Consider the following 16,980-nt stretch of genomic DNA (forward strand, 5'->3'; position numbering starts at 1 on the left):
ATCACAGCGGCTCACAGCGCCGCAGGCGCATTCGGCACGCGCGCATTGCGCAGATAGAGGCTCGTCGATAGCGCCACTGCTGCCGCGGCTGCAATGGCCGCGAACAGGAACACCGACTCATACCCGAACTCGCCCGCGACATACCCCGCGAGCGGCCCCGTAATCCCGAGCGACAGATCGAGAAACACCGAGTACGCCGACAGCGCCGCACCGCGGCTTGCCGGCGGCACGAGGCCGACCGCCTCGACGCCGAGCGCCGGGAACACCAGCGCGAAGCCGAAGCCGGTCAGCGCGGCGCCCGCGAGCGCAACGTGCGGCACCGGCGCGAGCCACAGCATCAAAAGGCCCGCGCATTCGAAGCAGAACGACACGATTGCCACACGGAAACCGCCGTACGTCTTGATCGTATTCGCGAACAAGAGGCGCGCGCCGACGAACATCGTGCCGAACACCGTCAGCGACAGCGCGGCGTTCGGCCAATGCCGCGCCGCATAGAAAAGCGTGATGAACGTCGCGATCGAACCGAATCCGGCCGAGCCGAGCGCGAGCCCGATGCCGTGCGGAAGCACGCGCGTGAACACGCTTGCATACGACATGCGCTCGCCGTGCACGAGCGGCACCGGGGCGATTCGTTGCGCCAGCGCGTAGCCGATGGCGGCAAGCCCGATGATGAAGATGCCGAGCGTCGCGGGCCCGAACGAGTGCGAGAGAGCGACGCCGAGCGGCGCGCCGATCGCGAGCGCGCCGTAGGTGGCGATGCCGTTCCACGAAATCACTTTGGCGTTGTGCGAGGTGCCGACGCGCCCGATTCCCCACAGGATCGCCCCGGTTCCGCACAGGCTTTCGCCGAAGCCGAGCACGAGGCGGCTCAGCACCAGGATCGCGAGGCTCACGAACGGCCAGTCCTTGCACAGCACCGCGATGAGCAGCAGCACGCCGCTCGCGCCGCAGCCCATCAGACCGATCGACACCGTCCGCTTCGGCCCGAGCGTATCGGCTGAGCGGCCCGCGAGAGGCCGCGAGGCGAGCGTCGCGAAGTACTGCGCGCTGATCGCCGCGCCCGCGAGGATCGCGCTGAAGCCGAGGTCCGTGTGGACGAAGCCGGGCAGCACGGCGAGCGGCACGCCGATCGTCAAATAGCAAAGAAACGTGAAGAAAACGACCGGAATGATCTTCAGGGTCGTCGCAAAGTCGCTGCGAGACGAAGCGGAATCGGCGGGCATGAGGGAAAACCAGACTTGAAAACGGCAAGAAGTCGCAATTCTCCCATGGAACCGGTTTCTGCGTGAATCGAAAAATTATCCTTTTAGTACATAAAAAACGGTGTCGGAAGCGATGAGACGGGGACGGATGCTGAGATCGTCACTAGCGATCGCTACGATCAGGTGATAGCTATAGAGGCGTGTCGATATTTCAACAAAACCGTCGAAATAGTCGTGATTCAGCCGATTTTTGGTCTGACAAAATGTTCCCGAAGACGACCGACATATGGATTCAAGAATATGTCCTGCATGTGTCGGTGCCTATGGGTTATGGGATTTGTCGGTGATAGCGTTCGAACCGTTACTGCAACGCCGTGTGTCAGCCCCCAACTGAGCACGTCAAAACGAGATACGAGACATGAGCCAGCCAATCCGCTTCTACCATCGCAACGCGATCCGCGAAGTCAGCGACGCACCCGTCACCCGCACCGTCCTGCAATACCTGCGCGAAGACGCGCACTGCACCGGCACCAAGGAAGGCTGCGCGGAAGGCGACTGCGGCGCGTGCACGGTGGTCGTCGGCGAGCGCAACGAAACGGGCGGCATGAGCTTCAAGGCGGTCAACGCGTGCATCCAGTTCCTGCCGACGCTCGACGGCAAGGCGCTTTTCACGGTCGAAGACCTGCGCCAGCCGGATGGCTCGCTGCACCCGGTGCAGGAAGCGATGGTGGAATGCCACGGCTCGCAGTGCGGCTTCTGCACGCCGGGCTTCGTGATGTCGATGTGGTCGCTCTACGAAAAGCACGGCCATGAGACGTGCGAGACGAGCTGCGCGGGTAAAACCGTTCCGTCGCGCCAGGAAATCAACGACGCCCTGACCGGCAATCTGTGCCGCTGCACCGGCTACCGTCCGATCGTCGACGCGGCGGTGCGCATGTTCGACGCTCGCCCGAAAGCGCCCGTCGACGTCGACGCACTCGCGCAAAAGCTCGTGGGCCTGCAGCGCGGCGAGACGTTCCACTACGAGCACGCGGGCCAAGCCTTCGACGCCCCGCGCACCGTCGCCGAACTCGCGCGCATCAAGGAAGCGAAGCCCGCCACGCGGATTCTCGCGGGCAGCACCGATATCGGCCTGTGGGTGACGAAGCAGATGCGCCAGCTCGGCGACATCGTCTATGTCGGCCAAGTCGAGGCGCTGCAAAAGATGGAAACGTCGGCGGATTGGATCGAGATCGGCGCGGGCGTGACCGTCGAGCGCGCGTATGCCGAGCTGGCCAAGCACTACCCCGAGCTGACCGAGATGTGGAAGCGCTTCGCGTCGCTGCCGATCCGCAACGCGGGCACGCTGGGCGGCAACGTCGCGAACGGCTCGCCGATCGGCGACTCGATGCCGGGCCTGATCGCACTCGGCGCGCGCGTGATCGTGCGCGGCGGCGAGATCGAGCGCGAGATGCCGCTCGAAGACCTCTACCTCGCGTATCAGAAGAAGGACATGGCCGAGCACGAGTTCGTCGTGGGCCTGAAGGTGCCGACGCGCACCGGCGCACGCAAGAACTTGCAGTTCCGCACGTACAAGCTCTCCAAGCGCTTCGACTCCGACATCTCGGCCGTGTGCGCGGCGTTCTCGTTCATCGCCGACGGCGAGGTGATCCGCGAGCCGCGCATCGCGTTCGGCGGGATGGCCGCAACGCCTAAGCGCGCGACGACCGCCGAAGGCGTGCTGAACGGCGCCGACTGGCACGAGGCCACCGCCCAAGCGGCAATGCAGGCGCTCGCGCAGGACTACGCGCCGCTCACCGACATGCGCGCGACCAACGTCTATCGCCTGGAGACCGCGCAGAACCTGCTGTACCGCTTCTGGCTCGAAACGCGCCCGAACGATCCTCTGACGGCGGAAGCCCTCAACGTCCGCTTCGTAGAAGCCGAAGCCGCGAGCGTCTAAAGAACCAAGGAACCGGAGACACCCCAATGAACCAGCAAGCCGAACCGTTCCTGAAAGAACTGCGCGAACTCGACGACTTCAAGCAAGTCCACGTCTCGCGTCCGCACGAATCCGCGCATCTGCACGTAAGCGGCCGCGCCACCTACACCGACGACATCCCGATCGTCGCCGGCACGCTGCATGCCGCGCTCGGCCTGTCGACGAAGGCGCACGCGAAGATCGTGTCGATGTCGTTCGACGCGGTGCGCGCGACGCCAGGCGTCGTCGCCGTCTTCACCGCCGACGACATCCCCGGTCACAACCAGTGCGGCCCGATCATCCACGACGATCCGATTCTCGCGGAAGGCGTCGTGCAGTTCGTCGGCCAGCCGATGTTCATCGTCGTCGCGACCTCGCACGACATCGCGCGCTTGGCCGCGCGTCGCGCGACGATCGAATACGAAGAGCTGCCCGCGGTCCTGACCGCGCAGCAGGCGCGCGCAGCCGAGCAATACGTGCTGCCGCCGATGAAGCTCGCACGCGGCGCGGCCGCGGCGAAGATCGCGCATGCCTCGCATCGCGAAGCGGGCGAGATGCTGCTCGGCGGCCAGGAGCAGTTCTACCTCGAAGGCCAGATCTCGTACGCGGTGCCGAAGGACGACGAAGGCATGCACGTCTACTGCTCGACGCAGCACCCGAGCGAAATGCAGCACCACGTCGCGCATGCGCTCGGTGTCGCGTCGCACAACGTGCTGATCGAATGCCGCCGCATGGGCGGCGGCTTCGGCGGCAAGGAATCGCAGTCGGCGCTGTTCGCGTGCTGCGCGGCCGTGGCCGCGTGGAAGCTGCTGTGCCCGGTGAAGCTGCGTCCGGACCGCGACGACGACATGATGATCACCGGCAAGCGCCACGATTTCCACTACACGTACGAAGTGGGCTACAGCAACGACGGCGTGATCGAAGGCGTCTCGGTCGACATGACTTCGCGCTGCGGCTTCTCGGCGGACCTCTCGGGCCCCGTGATGACGCGCGCCGTCTGCCACTTCGACAACGCGTACTACTTCCCGGACATCTCGATCGAAGGCTATTGCGGCAAGACCAATACGCAGTCGAACACCGCGTTCCGCGGCTTCGGCGGTCCGCAAGGCGCGTTCGCGATCGAATACATCATCGACGACGTCGCGCGCTCGTTGAAGCTCGATCCGCTCGACGTGCGCCGCAAGAACCTCTACGGCAAGGCCGAGCGCAATCTGACGCCGTACGGCCAGACTGTCGAAGACAACGTGATCCACGAGCTGCTCGACGAGCTCGAAGCGACGAGCGGCTACCGCAGCCGCCGCGCGGCCGTGCGCGAGTTCAACGCGAAGAACACGGTGCTCAAGAAGGGCATCGCGATCACGCCGGTCAAGTTCGGCATTGCGTTCAACGTGACGCACTTCAACCAGGCCGGCGCGCTGGTTCACATCTACACGGACGGCTCGGTGCTCGTGAACCACGGCGGCACGGAGATGGGCCAGGGGCTGAACACGAAGGTCGCGCAGGTCGTCGCGCATGAGCTCGGCATCAGCTTCTCGCGCGTGCGCGTGACGGCGACCGACACGAGCAAGGTCGCGAACACGTCGGCGACGGCGGCTTCCACCGGTTCGGACTTGAACGGCAAGGCCGCGCAGGATGCGGCAGGTCAACTGCGCCAGCGTTTGGCGGCGTTCGCGGCGATCAAGTACGGCGCGGGCGCGGTGAGCGCGAATGACGTGCGCTTCGCCGACGATTGCGTGGTGGTCGGCGAAGTCGTGGTGCCGTTCGAGGAGATCATCAAGAACGCCTACGTCGCGCGCGTGCAGCTGTGGTCGGATGGCTTCTACGCGACGCCGAAGCTCTACTGGGATCAGAAGACGCTGCAAGGCCGGCCGTTCTTCTATTACTCGTATGGCGCGGCGGTGTCGGAAGTCGTGATCGATACGCTGACCGGCGAGATGCGCGTGCTGCGCGCCGATGCGCTTCACGACGTGGGCGCGTCGCTGAATCCGCAGCTCGACATCGGCCAGGTGGAAGGCGGCTTCATCCAGGGCATGGGCTGGCTCACGACCGAGGAGCTGTGGTGGAAACCGGACGGCAAGCTGATGACGCACGCGCCGTCCACCTACAAGATCCCGACGGTAAACGACACGCCGCCCGACTTCCGCGTGAACCTGTTCAAGAACCGCAATGCCGAGGACAGCATCCACCGCTCGAAGGCGGTTGGCGAGCCGCCGCTGTTGCTGCCGTTCTCGGTGTTCTTCGCGATCCGCGATGCGGTCGCGGCCGTCGGCGACTACGAAGTGAATCCGCCGATGAACGCGCCGGCGACCGCCGAAGAAATTTTGAAGGCGGTGAAGGCGGTGCGCGCAGCGCGTGGAGAGCAATCGTGATGACCGTGCTGCCCTGTGTGTCGGACGTGCGTATCGGACGACGCGGCGCCGACGAGCCGAAGCGTCCGCCGATGCACGTGGTGCTGTTCGGCGCGGGGCATGTCGGTCATGCGTTGATCGCGCTGCTGGGACGGCTGCCGTGTGTCGTGCAGTGGGTCGACGAGCGCGACGAACTATTCCCGGACGAAGTGCCCGCGAACGTGCAGATCGAGGCCACCGACACGCCCGACGCGATCGTCGATACGGCGCCGCCGGGCGCGTACTTCCTGGTGATGACGCACAACCACGCGCTCGACTTCTCGCTGGCGGCGCGCATCATGCGGCGGCGCGACTTCACGTACTTCGGGATGATCGGCTCGAAGACCAAGCGCGTGAAGTTCGAGCGGCGTCTGATGGAGCGCGGCGTCGAGCCGGAACGGCTCGTGGAGATGACGTGCCCGATCGGCGTGAGCGGTATCGTCGACAAGGCGCCGGCTTCGATTGCGGTAGCGGTCAGCGCGCAGTTGTTGCAGGTGAGGGCGGGGCAGGGGGTGAGCGGCGGCGGCTTGCCGTTGTCGTCTGTCCAAGAGTCGCTCGCATAGGCCAGTACACCAAAGCTCAGGCAGGATGGCATTACTTGCAGAGAGGCAATAAAAACGGGTCCCGGCAACACCGGGACCCGTTTTGCATTTCGCGCCAAGCAGCGGGAACGGCAGCGTGCCGCTTCCCGCGAATGCCCAGCTTACTGCTGCATCACCGACAGCTTGTTCGTCACCGACGTGACACCCTTCACGCCCTTGGCCGTTTCGCCGGCCGTGTCGATCTGGCCTTGGTCCGGCACCGTGCCGGTCAGCGTCACTGCACCGCCGCGCGAGCGCACCGAGATGTTCGACACGTCGAGACCTTGCGCCTTGGCGAGCGCCTTGCGCACGGTGTAGCCGAGCTGGCGGTTGGCCTTCTTGACTGCCTTGGCCGCCGGGGCCGAAGCGGTCGCGGGCGCCGTCGCCGCCGCGCTCGTATCGCTCGCTTGCGCGTACGCGCTGCAAGCCAGAACCACGCATGCCACACCACCCAACGCCTTCAGATAGTTCACTGCTTTCATGTTTTCTCCTAGTTCACTTCATTCACATCGATGAGAACCGCCTAAGCGAGGCGGATCGGTACCACACCTGCGGCACGGCGCAACGCGCGAGGCATCGCTGCCTGGTGCGCCGGCGTTGGGTCTGACACGGTGAAGCGAGAGAGGCGAGAGAAGGCCGCGGCGCGGATAGAACAGCTTGCGCCCGCCGGCTCGCCGCGCGCCTCTCGTCGCGCCCGGTTCTTTTGAGTCGTGCCGGGTCGCGTGTCGCGAGGCTTCAATGCGCGGCAGCGACGCACAATTTAGTGCAGGTTGCCGACAGGCGAAAGGGTTTACCAGTGGCAGCGCAGGGGGTGCGGGCTTCTTGCAACACTTCATGCAAATTTTTGTTGCAAGTTTGCGCGCCTTGCAAGTATGCCGCGCGCCGTGATCGCGCGAATCTCATGTACCATCGGCGCCAAGCGCGCGCGGATTTGCCGCCCTCCGCCAGCCGATGTTCGCGGGCGGTCGCGGTCCCACGCAGCCTCTTGCCACGGCACGCCTTTCCCTCGTACGCACCGCCTCAAGAATTGCCGATGAAGCCTTCCAACGGCCGCCGCCGACCCGCACCCCGTCTCGTCGCCCGTTTCGTCGCGATCTCCTGGCGCGATCTAGCGGTTTCGTTCGGCCCGATACTCCTCATCAGCGCGCTCGCCATCTGGCTTGCGATCCGCCTGATCCAGCCCGCGCCGCCCAACACGATGACCATTACCGCCGGACCGGTCGGCAGCTCGTTCTGGAACGCGGCGCAGAAGTACAAGACCATCCTCGCGCGCAACGGCGTCACGCTCGTCGTGCTCCCGTCCGAAGGCTCGATGCAGAACCTGCAGCGCTTGGCCGATCCCAAGGCGAACGTCGACGTGGGCTTCGTGCAGAGCGGGCTCACGACGGTCGACGCAAAGAGCCTCGTCGCCGGCAATACCGAAGACCTGATGTCGCTCGGCAGCGTGTCGTACGTGCCGCTCGTGATCTTCTACACGGGGACGCCTGAAGCGCGCCTTTCGGAGTTTCATGGCAAGCGCATCGCGATCGGCCCCGAAGGCAGCGGCACGCGCCAGCTCGCGCTGACGCTCCTCAAGGCGAACGGCATCGTTCCCGGCGGGCCGACGGAGCTCTTGCCGCTGACCGGCGACGCCGCCGCGAAGGCGCTGACCTCGGGCGAAATCGACGTCGCGTTCCTCGCCGGCGATTCGGCGCAGCCGCCTGTGATGGCGGCGCTCTCGCGCACGCCCGGCATCCGCCAATACAGCTTCACGCAGGCCGAGGCCTACGCGCGGCGCTTTCCGTACCTCACGCAGATCGATCTGCCGATGGGCGCGTTCGATCTCGGCAAGAATCTGCCGCCGGCGACGATCCATACGATCGCGCCGACCGCCGATCTGATCGCGCGCGATTCGCTCCATCCGGCGCTTTCCGATCTCCTGATCGAAGCGGCGCGCGAAGTGCATGGCCGCGCGAACCTGCTGCAGCACGCAGGCGAATTCCCGGCGCCGCTCGTGCACGACTTCCCGTTGAGCGACGACGCCGCGCGCTACTACAAGTCGGGCAAGAGCTTCCTGTACCGTTCGCTGCCGTTCTGGCTCGCGAGCCTCGCGGACCGGATGATCGTGCTGCTGGTGCCGATCATCGTCGTGCTGATTCCGGGCCTGCGGGTCGTGCCGTCGCTGTACGCATGGCGCGTGAAGTCGCGGATCTACCGCTGGTACGGCGCGCTGATCGCGATCGAGCGCGGCGCGCTCGCCGAGACCTCGGAGGCCGAGCGCTCGGTGCTGATCGAAAAGCTCGATGCGATCGAGGAGTCGGTCAACAAGCTCAAGATGCCGCTCGCCTATGCCGACCAGTTCTACGTGCTGCGCGAACATATCGGTTTCGTGCGCGGACGGCTCACGTCGGGCTATGGGCAGGCGGCGGATGATCGCGGTCAAAGCAGCGGGCAGACCGGTGCGCAGGCGGACGAGGAACCCGAAGCTCCAGCTGATGGCGAGCCGCCGGCGCCCGAACGCCACGACGCATGAGCCGGCCGGCTCCTACACATCCAACATCGCACAGGGAGACACTCATGCCAAAAGCCAAAGACACCGCGCCACCGCTGTGGTTCTACGACTTCATCTCGCCGTTTTCGTACTTGCTCCTGGAACAGCACGACCATTGGCCCGAGGTGCCGTTCGAGCTGACGCCGATCTCGCTCTACGGTCTCTATCGCCACTGGGGGCAGCGTCCCGGCTATGAAGTGCCGCAGCGGCGCATCTTCACGTTCCGGTATGCGCTGTTTCGCGCGGAGCAATTAGGCATTCCGTTCAAGATGCCGCCCGCGCATCCGTTCGATTCGACCAAGGCGCTGCTGCTGGCAACCGCCGCGAAGGCCGACCTCGCATGCACGCGTGCGATCTTCCGCTTCATTTGGCGCGAGGGGCGCGACCCGTCGACGGACGAGGGTTTCGCCGACCTGTGCCATTACGCCGGTATCCCGGATGGCGAACGCCTGATCGCGCTCGAGGAGACCAAGGCGCAATTGCAACGCAACGGGGACGAAGCGATTCGCCTCGGCATCTTCGGCGTGCCGACCTTCCGCTTCAACGACCAATTGTTCTGGGGCGAGGACGCGTTGCCGATGGTGCTCTACTGTGCGCGCACGCCGAACTGGCTCGACTCGAAAGAGGTGAAGCGCATCAGCACGCTGCCGTTCGGCGACATGCCTTAAGACATCAAGACAGCCAGTGTGATCGGCGGGATCAGGCCGCAGGCCCTGATCCCGGCCATACCGGCGTCGCTATGCCGGGCACGCGCGATTGGGCCTAACGTTACGCGTTTGGTAATTCGATATCGCATGGACGACTACGACGACAGCCCCGCCACACTCGATATCTGGCTCGTGCGCGTGTTGCGCACGCTCCTGATCGAGCGCAGCGTGACGCAGACGGCGTTGCGCCTGAATCAGACGCAGCCCGCGATCAGCACGGCGCTGAGGAAGCTGCGCGAGACGCTGAACGACCCGATCCTCGTGCGCGGCAAATCCGGCATGGTGCCGACCGAGTACGGCGCATCGCTGCTCGGCGCGGCGCAGCGCGCGCTGCGCGAGGTCGATTTCGTCGCGACCCCGCATGGCGATTTCGATCCGTCGCGCTCGCGCCGCACGTTTCGCATCGCCGCGCCTGATTATCTGAACGACTTCTTCATGCCGACGCTGATCGCGCAGTTCAGAACGGCCGCGCCGAACGCGCATCTCGAGATCGACTCGCTGAATCCCACGCTAGACCACGAAGCGGCGCTCGATGCGGGCGAGCTCGATCTGGTCGTCGGCAACTGGCCGAAGCCTGATCCGCGCTTTGAGAGAAGCGATTTGTTCTCCGACACGATCGTCTGCATGATGCGCGCCGACCACCCGCTCGCGCGCGAGCCGCTCACGCGCGACGCCTATGTTGCCGCCGCGCACCTCGCGCCGACGCCCTATAGCGGCGCGCGCCGCAACGCGATCGAAATCGGCTTGGCGCGCGCGGGCGTCGCGCGTCGCGTCGTGATCACGCTGCCTTACTTCGGCCTCGTGCCGCAGGTGCTGTTGCAATCGGACCTCATCTTCACGACGACGCGGCGCTTCGCCACGCACTACGCGGCCATGCTGCCGCTCGCGGTCGTGAACGCGCCGATCCCGTTTCCGCGCATCAAGTGCTATCAGATGTGGCATCCGCAGCCGGATCGGCCGAGCGATGTCGAGTGGATGCGCGATTTGATGGCGTCGGTATCGACGATGCTGACGTCGCGCGCGAAGAAGGACTCAGTTGTCGTCTGAGCGGCGCCGTCCGGCGATCCGATATTCCGTCGGCGAAATCGACAAACGCTTCCTGAAGATTTTCGCGAGACCATCTCCGCTGCCCACGCCGCAGCGCCGCGCGATCTTGTCGACCGGCAGATCGGTCGCGACGAGCAGCAGGCAGCTCGCATCGAGCCGCGCGCGCAGCAGGTACTCGGATGGCGTGAGCCCGATCTGCGATTTGAAGCGGCGCAGAAAGCTGCGCTCGCTCATCGAGGCGACCTGTGCCGCCTCCGCCACCGAGATTTGCCGTCCGTAGTTCTCGCGAATCCAGCGCGCGGCCGCGTTGATCTTCTCGCGCGCGCCGCCTTCGTCGAGATCGCCGAGCACGGCGCCCAAGCGCCGCCATGCGCCGGGCATCGAGCGTTCCGAGATTTCGCGGGCCGCGGACGAGCCGTAGTCGCGCTTGATCACCGACAGCGCGGCGGCGATCGGCCCGAGCGGATCGTCGAGGGCGGCGGGCTGTTCGACGGCGACGAGCGCATGCGCCTGACCATGCAGCGGCGCGTGCGAAGAAGCGTGAGATTCGCGCGCGGCAAACGCCGCACCGGACGGAAACTCGACGCCGCTTCGTTCATGCACGAGATTGGCCACGGCGAGAATCGCCGCGCCTTCGCCGATTGCTTTGACGACGCGTGTCTTCTGCAGCATCGTGCGCAAGCGCCGCACCAGGTGCTCGTCGTCCTTCGCGTGCTGCGCGCCGGGACCGCCTGCGATGAAGAGCGCGTCGAAACCGGTCAAGAGCGGCGCATCGAGATTCTCCGACCAGACCCGCATCGAGCAGCTGCTCGCGACGCTGCCGCCCGCGCTCGAGAACACGACAAGCGTATACGGTTCGGCTTCGCTCGCCCGCTCGATCTCCATTTCGTTGGCGAGGCGGAACACTTCGGCGATCGAGCTGACTTCGACGAGCGAGAACCCATCGAAGATCAGGATAGCGATGCGTTTGGCCATGTGAGCGGCTCTGACGATGTCGTTGAGCGGACGAACATCTGCGCGCCGGTCGAATCGCGAAACCGTCGTTCGCCCATGAGGCATCGACGCTTCGTGGTCCGCGAAAGCGCTTCGGCGTACAGCCAGGCGACAGGAGTGGAACGGCATGCCTGATGCGTCGCATCATACGCGGCGGCCCAAGCGCCATGCGGCTATCGTCTGAAAAGGGCGAGATGTTGGCAGATGCCATCGGTACCTGGGGAATACGCTGAGCCAACACGTTTTTAATCGTTCGATAGGCAAGGGGGGCCCATGCTCAGCGTCAACAAGGCGGTGTTTCCGGTCGCGGGTCTCGGCACGCGTTTTTTACCTGCAACGAAGGCGAGCCCGAAGGAAATGCTGCCCGTCGTCGACAAGCCGCTGATCCAATACGCGGTCGAAGAGGCGATGGCCGCGGGCATCACGCAGATGATCTTCGTCACGGGGCGCAGCAAGCGCGCCATCGAGGATCACTTCGACAAGTCCTATGAGATCGAAGCGGAGTTGCAGGCGCGCGGCAAGCTCGACTTGCTCGAACTCGTGCGCAGCATCAAGCCGAGCCACGTCGACTGCTTCTATGTGCGGCAGCCCGAACCGCTCGGGCTCGGGCATGCCGTGCTGTGCGCGGAGAAGCTCGTGGGCGACGACCCGTTCGCCGTGATGCTCGCCGACGACTTGCTCGATGGCGAGCCGCCCGTGCTCACGCAGATGGTGCAGGTGTTCAATCATTACCACTGCTCGGTGGTCGGCGTGGAGCAGATCCAGCGCGAGGCATCGCGCTCGTATGGCGTGATCGACGGCCGCGCGTGGGACGATCGCGTGATCAAGATGCACGGCGTCGTCGAAAAGCCGGCGCCGGAGGAGGCGCCGTCGAATTTCGGCGTGGTGGGGCGCTACGTGCTGATGCCGGGCATCTTCGGGCATTTGCGGCGCGTGAAGCCGGGCTTGGGCGGCGAGATCCAGCTCACCGACGCGATTCAATCGCTGCTTTCCGACGAGCAGGTGCTCGCGTTTCGCTATAAGGGCCAGCGGTTCGACTGCGGCAGCAAGCTCGGCTACTTGAAGGCGACGATCGAGTTTGCCTTGCGGCATCCCGAGTTGAAGGCGTCGTTCGAAGCGTATTTGCGCGAGCAGTTCGGGCCGGTCGATGCGCCGGTGGTGCTTTCGTCGCTGGCTGCGTGAGAGGGGGCGGGCGATGCCGGTGGCTTGGCTCATTCAAAACAAAACTCGCGCCAGCGATCGGTTTGCCGCCAATTCCGACAATATCCCTTCCGCATCCGGCAGTTCGGCACACGCATATTGAATCGACACGAACCGTCGCCTTCAATGGAATCGGCGCTACCCCTGTGGCGCTCAAAATGGTCCTTTCGCCCGCCAAGAAGCGGGCGTTTTTTTGCGACCCAAGTTAGCGCTTTAGCGCTTACTCCAGGCCCACAGCGCGCCCGCCCCACTACCTGCAATACGCCTTCGTATTCTCATGCACGTCCCGGCGCGCGAGCAGTTCATCCGGCCTGAGCCACTCATACCGGCTGTGCTGGTCGAAACGGCCAATCGGTGCGCTGCCCGTCAGCGTGATCGCGTAGGCGAGCACCACGTAGTGCGTCGAGATGCCGGGCTCGCCCGCGAAGTTGTCGTCCGGGTAGTTATGCTCGAAGACGCCGTAAAAGCGCGCGGCCGAGCGCTCCATACCCGAGATGCCGAGCTCGCTCTCGACGGTGCGCGTGAAGGCCGCGTCGAGCGTTTCGTCTTTTTGCACGCGGCCGCCCGGCACGAACCAGGTGCCGCGCGCTGGACGGTTGCGGCGCTGTCCGACCAGAACGCGCCCGTGCGCATCGGTGACGATCAGGTCGATCGATACGAGCGGCGTCAGGCGAACCACGTCGAGAAAATCGAGTTCGGTAAGCATCGGGTCTCAGCCAAAGTTGTCGTTGTGCCATGCCGCGCGTTTCGCACGGCGTAGAGGCAAGAATCGCTCAGCGGCTTTGGCATAAAACGCCGAAATATCGCTTTGTACAGTCAAATGCACGCGGGCCGCTTTCCAATGTCGCGCATTCAATGTGCCACGTAGCCCGCGGGCGCTGTGACGTGGGCCCGCATCGCCGCAGCGTTCGCCGAGACGACGTAGATCGGCGATTCGCTCAGCGTCAGCGTGACTTGACCGTCGGTGTAGGGCTGGGTCCAGGCGTTGCCCATGGCGTCGAGCACAGTGACTTGCCCTTGAGTTTGCGGCGCGTCGACGCGCAAGCGATAGGTCACGTTGTAGCCCGCGCTGAAGCCGTCTTTTGCGTTCCAGTGCGCGTTGTCGTGCGTCCATAGCGCAGTCACGATCTTGCCGCCGTTCAAGCGCTGGAACGCGTAGGCGTACACGCCGCTCGGCACGTCGTTCAAAAACCCAAGCGTGACCGTGCCGTCGATGATGCGCGTCATCGCGGCCACTTCCATCGCGGCGGGTTTCGGGCTGATGAGGCTCGGGCCGTACGCGCCTTGCGCATCGGCAAGATCGAAGAAGATGCCGTAGCCGGGCGGCTTGTCGGGCGTATCGGCCATGTAGAACACGTAGGTCATATCCGCGCCTTCGCCGAGCAGAATCAGATGCGTGCGCGCCACGACCGCGCCGTGGGCGTAGAGCACGTTCTGCGTCGGATAGTTCGGGCCGTACGCGGTGTCGATGTCGTAGCTGACGCCGGTCTCGGTCGCGAACAGCTTGGCGCCCGGCTTCAAGTCCTTGACCATGCGCTGCCTCAATGCGCGCATCGATGCGGGCAGCGCTTGCGCGGCCTTGCCGGAGTCGCTGTCGCCGACGAACCGTTCGGGCGGATGCGACGGCGAGCAGCCGATATCGTAGTAACCGTGGATCGCGACGCCGTCGAGGTAGCGCCCGATGCCGAGCGGCGCGAGCCGGTCGAGCCACTCGATGTTGTTTCGCACCGAGTTGTTGGCGATGCCCATCACGACGGCGTTGGGGTCGGTCGCGTGGATGCCTTGATACGTGGCGCGGTACAGATCGACGAAGTGCGCATCCGTGTCTTTCCACGGCAGGCCGCCGCCGTAGTCGGGCTCCCAGGTCACCTGATAGTAGTTGCTCGACTGGTTCGGGAAGGTCGCCGCGCGGATCTGCGCGGAGTCAGCGCCGACGCGGCTCATGTAGTCCTGATAGGCCGCGAGCGAGGCCGGAGCATAGCTATGCGTCTCCTTGCCATCCGGGCTCGCCCAGCCCGGGATGCCGTCGAGCTGGATCAGCCGCATGATGTCGCCCTTCCTGAAGTACGGGGCGAGCGTGTCGCGCGAAGGCTTGAACGTGTTCTGCTCTTTGGGCTCCTCCATATACCAATTGCGATTGTCGTTCGCCCATGAGAGGCCGAGGCCGGGGTAGAGCGGACGGTAGCCGTCGCCGTCGCAACAGTGCTGGCCCGGCGCGAGATAGGCGGTGCCCTGGCCGCCGAAGCGGTGCTGATCCTGATGCGCGTAGCTCGCCGCGGGCAGCGTTGCGCTGACGTCAGGTAACACGCCGAAGGTTGCGATGCCGCCGGGACGCGTGCCGCGCGACGGCAGCTGACCGCCAGCTTTGGCGAGCGTCGCTTGAATCGCGAAGTAGCCTGCGCGTGACGAGGTGCAACTGAGCGTCACCGTCTGCGCGCCGGTTGCGACGGGGAATTGCCCGCTCGCGCGCACGATGTTCCAGTTGTCGAGCACTTGCCAGCGAACGGTGTCCGCGTCTTTCAAGCGAGTCGTGAACGCGATGTTGAAGTTGCTGCCGCTGGCGAACATGCGCGTGCCGTCGCTGCCGGGCGTATCGGCTTCGATTGGGTCACCTTTGGCCGAAGCGGCCGGTGATGGCGCGGAGGGCACGCCGCATTTCATCGCGAGCGAGGCCGATTCGGGCGCCGTGGCCGCGGCGGCGTTGGGTGCGGCAGCGGGCGCATCGTTGCCGTTGCTGCGGCTGCAGGTGACGAGCAGCAGGCACGTCACGCAGAGCGTGAAGACGGCAAAGCGGGAGGCAAAGCGCGTGCGCCGCGCGCGAGCGGAGCGGGCAGCCTCCGCGCAGGTTTCCTTGTGGGTAGCGTGCATGGACAGCGTTGCCGGCGGATTTCAGACCTTTAACTGAAGCACGGCGACACGCAGGTTGACTGTGTTTTAGCGAACACTGCGAACGAATGCGGGGCGGCGCTGGCCTACATGAAACCCTACATCAAACTCTACTGAGATTCATAAAAAATAATATAAATCAATGTGTTGAGGCATATAATCTCGGACTTGGAACTCTACATTAAACCACCGGCCCGCCATGACGACAGTCGTTTCGTTCGAACCATTGTTTCCTGAAGATCGCATGCTCGATCCGCTGCTCGAGCGCACCACCGAACTCGTCACTTCGTCGCAAAAACTGCTCCCCGTGCGAGGGACTCCGCTTGCCGAGGCAACGGTGCCGCAGTTGCGCGCCATGAATTCGTACTACACGAACAAGATCGAAGGCCAGCACACCACGCCCGCCAAAATCGAGGCTGCCCTGAAGCGGGATTACTCAGCCGACGACGTTGAGCGCAAGAAACAACAGCTCGCTATGGCGCACATCGCAACGGAATCCGCGCTGGAGGATGAGTGGAGCGCGCTCCCGGTGGCAGCGCTCTTCGAGCCTGCGCGTGTTTCGACGATTCACGAACGATTTTTTTCTTACCTGCCTGCCGGCGAGCGAGCCTTCGATGAAGGCGATCCGATTGTGCCGGGCGAGCTTCGTAAGGTGGACGTCACAGTCGGGAACCATCTGGCGCCGGAGCCCGAAATGATCGAGCCCCTGCTGAATGCTTGGGCCGCACGGTACGCCCGCATCCGAGTCAAGGAATACCAATTGATCGGCATCGCCTGCTCGCACCATCGTCTGACTTGGGTGCACCCGTTCGTGGACGGCAACGGCCGAGCTGCGCGCTTGCATTCACACCTCGCGTTGCGCGCCGCCGATTTGACCCACGGGTTGTGGTCACCGCTGCGCGGCTTGGCGCGCGAGCACGAGCAATACTACGCAAGACTGAGCGGGGCGGACCAGACGCGCCGCAACGATCTGGACGGCCGAGGCAATCTCTCCCAGGAGGGACTGGTGCAGTTTGCCCAGTTTTTCCTCGACTGTTGTCTGGATCAGGTGAGCTTCATGGTCCGTATGACTGAGTTCGATGGCGTTGCAAACCGCTTGTTGGATCTTTTGCGGTACCTCGACTCCAATCCGTGGACGATCGGCTCGGAGAAATCGGTCATCAAGCCGGAGGCTTCGGCGCTGGCCATGGAATTTGTGGCGCTTCGGCGTGCCGTCTCGCGCGCTGAATTCACCCAGATGCTAGGCGTTAGCGACGTTCTGGCCCGCCGAATCTTGCGCTCGCTACTCGATTTTGGCTTGCTGACGTCGCCCTCGCATCGCGGCGAACTTTCTTTCGCACTACCGCTGCGGAGCCTTCGATTCTTGTTTCCGAGGCTCTGGCCTGAGGTTGATCAGGAGTGAACCCATCGACCGTCTTCCGCGATGAACGTAAAAACGGCCATGAGGTCATCAAAACCCTCATGGCCGCTCAAACCCCGGGCGGTGC

At 64.6% G+C, this 16,980-nt stretch carries 13 protein-coding genes; 8 read left to right on the forward strand and 5 right to left on the reverse strand.

Features of this window, described 5'->3' with window-relative positions; translation table 11 throughout:
• Positions 1 to 11: 11 nt before the first annotated feature.
• The gene (locus AAHK20_RS21830) at positions 12 to 1,223 is read right to left on the reverse strand and encodes an MFS transporter (RefSeq protein ID WP_449183589.1); all 1,212 of its coding nucleotides are present in this window, start codon (positions 1,221 to 1,223) and stop codon (positions 12 to 14) included.
• A 397-nt stretch (positions 1,224 to 1,620) separates the two neighbouring features.
• Between AAHK20_RS21830 and xdhA the strand changes: the two genes are divergently transcribed.
• The 3 genes from xdhA to xdhC are packed head-to-tail and all read left to right on the forward strand — an operon-like array spanning position 1,621 to position 6,112.
• Complete coding sequence (gene xdhA / locus AAHK20_RS21835; protein WP_449183590.1) at positions 1,621 to 3,144, forward strand: xanthine dehydrogenase small subunit; 1,524 nt, start codon at positions 1,621 to 1,623, stop codon at positions 3,142 to 3,144.
• A 26-nt stretch (positions 3,145 to 3,170) separates the two neighbouring features.
• Entirely contained in the window at positions 3,171 to 5,531 is a 2,361-nt protein-coding gene (gene xdhB, locus AAHK20_RS21840) for a xanthine dehydrogenase molybdopterin binding subunit (protein ID WP_449183591.1), read from the forward strand.
• Entirely contained in the window at positions 5,531 to 6,112 is a 582-nt protein-coding gene (gene xdhC / locus AAHK20_RS21845) for a xanthine dehydrogenase accessory protein XdhC (RefSeq protein ID WP_449183620.1), read from the forward strand. The genes xdhB and xdhC overlap by 1 nt, the downstream gene beginning before the upstream one ends.
• 140 nt (positions 6,113 to 6,252) lie before the next feature.
• Here xdhC and AAHK20_RS21850 read toward each other — a convergent pair whose 3' ends face one another.
• Positions 6,253 to 6,612 carry a BON domain-containing protein gene (locus AAHK20_RS21850; RefSeq protein ID WP_449183592.1) on the reverse strand — a complete coding sequence of 120 codons (360 nt, stop codon included), beginning with the start codon at positions 6,610 to 6,612 and terminating at the stop codon, positions 6,253 to 6,255.
• A gap of 551 nt (positions 6,613 to 7,163) precedes the next feature.
• Here AAHK20_RS21850 and AAHK20_RS21855 point away from each other — a divergent pair.
• From AAHK20_RS21855 to AAHK20_RS21865, 3 genes are all read left to right on the forward strand, one after another.
• Complete coding sequence (locus tag AAHK20_RS21855) at positions 7,164 to 8,642, forward strand: TAXI family TRAP transporter solute-binding subunit (RefSeq protein WP_449183593.1); 1,479 nt, start codon at positions 7,164 to 7,166, stop codon at positions 8,640 to 8,642.
• Positions 8,643 to 8,686: 44 nt separating this feature from the next.
• Positions 8,687 to 9,328 carry a 2-hydroxychromene-2-carboxylate isomerase gene (locus AAHK20_RS21860; protein WP_449183594.1) on the forward strand — a complete coding sequence of 214 codons (642 nt, stop codon included), beginning with the start codon at positions 8,687 to 8,689 and terminating at the stop codon, positions 9,326 to 9,328.
• Positions 9,329 to 9,454: 126 nt separating this feature from the next.
• A complete protein-coding gene (locus AAHK20_RS21865) occupies positions 9,455 to 10,414 on the forward strand; it encodes a LysR substrate-binding domain-containing protein (RefSeq protein WP_449183595.1) in 960 nt (319 codons plus the stop codon).
• Here AAHK20_RS21865 and AAHK20_RS21870 read toward each other — a convergent pair.
• Positions 10,400 to 11,389, reverse strand: coding sequence for a GlxA family transcriptional regulator (locus tag AAHK20_RS21870; RefSeq protein ID WP_449183596.1), 990 nt, complete (start codon positions 11,387 to 11,389; stop codon positions 10,400 to 10,402). The two genes, AAHK20_RS21865 and AAHK20_RS21870, sit on opposite strands and share 15 nt — an antisense overlap.
• A 291-nt stretch (positions 11,390 to 11,680) precedes the next feature.
• Here AAHK20_RS21870 and galU point away from each other — a divergent pair, with 291 nt between their 5' ends.
• Complete coding sequence (gene galU, locus AAHK20_RS21875) at positions 11,681 to 12,589, forward strand: UTP--glucose-1-phosphate uridylyltransferase GalU (protein WP_449183597.1); 909 nt, start codon at positions 11,681 to 11,683, stop codon at positions 12,587 to 12,589.
• 268 nt (positions 12,590 to 12,857) lie between these two features.
• Here the strand turns inward: galU and AAHK20_RS21880 are convergent, their stop codons facing one another.
• Complete coding sequence (locus AAHK20_RS21880) at positions 12,858 to 13,313, reverse strand: GDP-mannose mannosyl hydrolase (protein WP_449183598.1); 456 nt, start codon at positions 13,311 to 13,313, stop codon at positions 12,858 to 12,860.
• A gap of 146 nt (positions 13,314 to 13,459) precedes the next feature.
• A complete protein-coding gene (locus tag AAHK20_RS21885) occupies positions 13,460 to 15,475 on the reverse strand; it encodes a hypothetical protein (RefSeq protein WP_449183599.1) in 2,016 nt (671 codons plus the stop codon).
• A gap of 217 nt (positions 15,476 to 15,692) precedes the next feature.
• Between AAHK20_RS21885 and AAHK20_RS21890 the strand changes: the two genes are divergently transcribed.
• Positions 15,693 to 16,895, forward strand: a complete 1,203-nt coding sequence (locus tag AAHK20_RS21890; protein ID WP_449183600.1) for a Fic family protein — start codon at positions 15,693 to 15,695, stop codon at positions 16,893 to 16,895.
• The last annotated feature ends 85 nt before the right edge of the window (positions 16,896 to 16,980 follow it).

Source organism: Trinickia camelliae (genome assembly GCF_053525655.1).

Bases quoted from the DNA above. Each gene is read 5' to 3' on its own strand.
- AAHK20_RS21860 (WP_449183594.1), top strand. From the start codon at position 8,687: ATGCCAAAAGCCAAAGACACCGCGCCACCGCTGTGGTTCTACGACTTC.
- galU (WP_449183597.1), top strand. From the start codon at position 11,681: ATGCTCAGCGTCAACAAGGCGGTGTTTCCGGTCGCGGGTCTCGGCACG.
- xdhA (WP_449183590.1), top strand. From the start codon at position 1,621: ATGAGCCAGCCAATCCGCTTCTACCATCGCAACGCGATCCGCGAAGTC.
- AAHK20_RS21830 (WP_449183589.1), bottom strand. From the start codon at position 1,223: ATGCCCGCCGATTCCGCTTCGTCTCGCAGCGACTTTGCGACGACCCTG.
- AAHK20_RS21870 (WP_449183596.1), bottom strand. From the start codon at position 11,389: ATGGCCAAACGCATCGCTATCCTGATCTTCGATGGGTTCTCGCTCGTC.
- xdhC (WP_449183620.1), top strand. From the start codon at position 5,531: ATGACCGTGCTGCCCTGTGTGTCGGACGTGCGTATCGGACGACGCGGC.
- AAHK20_RS21865 (WP_449183595.1), top strand. From the start codon at position 9,455: ATGGACGACTACGACGACAGCCCCGCCACACTCGATATCTGGCTCGTG.
- AAHK20_RS21890 (WP_449183600.1), top strand. From the start codon at position 15,693: ATGACGACAGTCGTTTCGTTCGAACCATTGTTTCCTGAAGATCGCATG.
- AAHK20_RS21850 (WP_449183592.1), bottom strand. From the start codon at position 6,612: ATGAAAGCAGTGAACTATCTGAAGGCGTTGGGTGGTGTGGCATGCGTG.
- AAHK20_RS21855 (WP_449183593.1), top strand. From the start codon at position 7,164: ATGAAGCCTTCCAACGGCCGCCGCCGACCCGCACCCCGTCTCGTCGCC.
- AAHK20_RS21885 (WP_449183599.1), bottom strand. From the start codon at position 15,475: ATGCACGCTACCCACAAGGAAACCTGCGCGGAGGCTGCCCGCTCCGCT.
- AAHK20_RS21880 (WP_449183598.1), bottom strand. From the start codon at position 13,313: ATGCTTACCGAACTCGATTTTCTCGACGTGGTTCGCCTGACGCCGCTC.
- xdhB (WP_449183591.1), top strand. From the start codon at position 3,171: ATGAACCAGCAAGCCGAACCGTTCCTGAAAGAACTGCGCGAACTCGAC.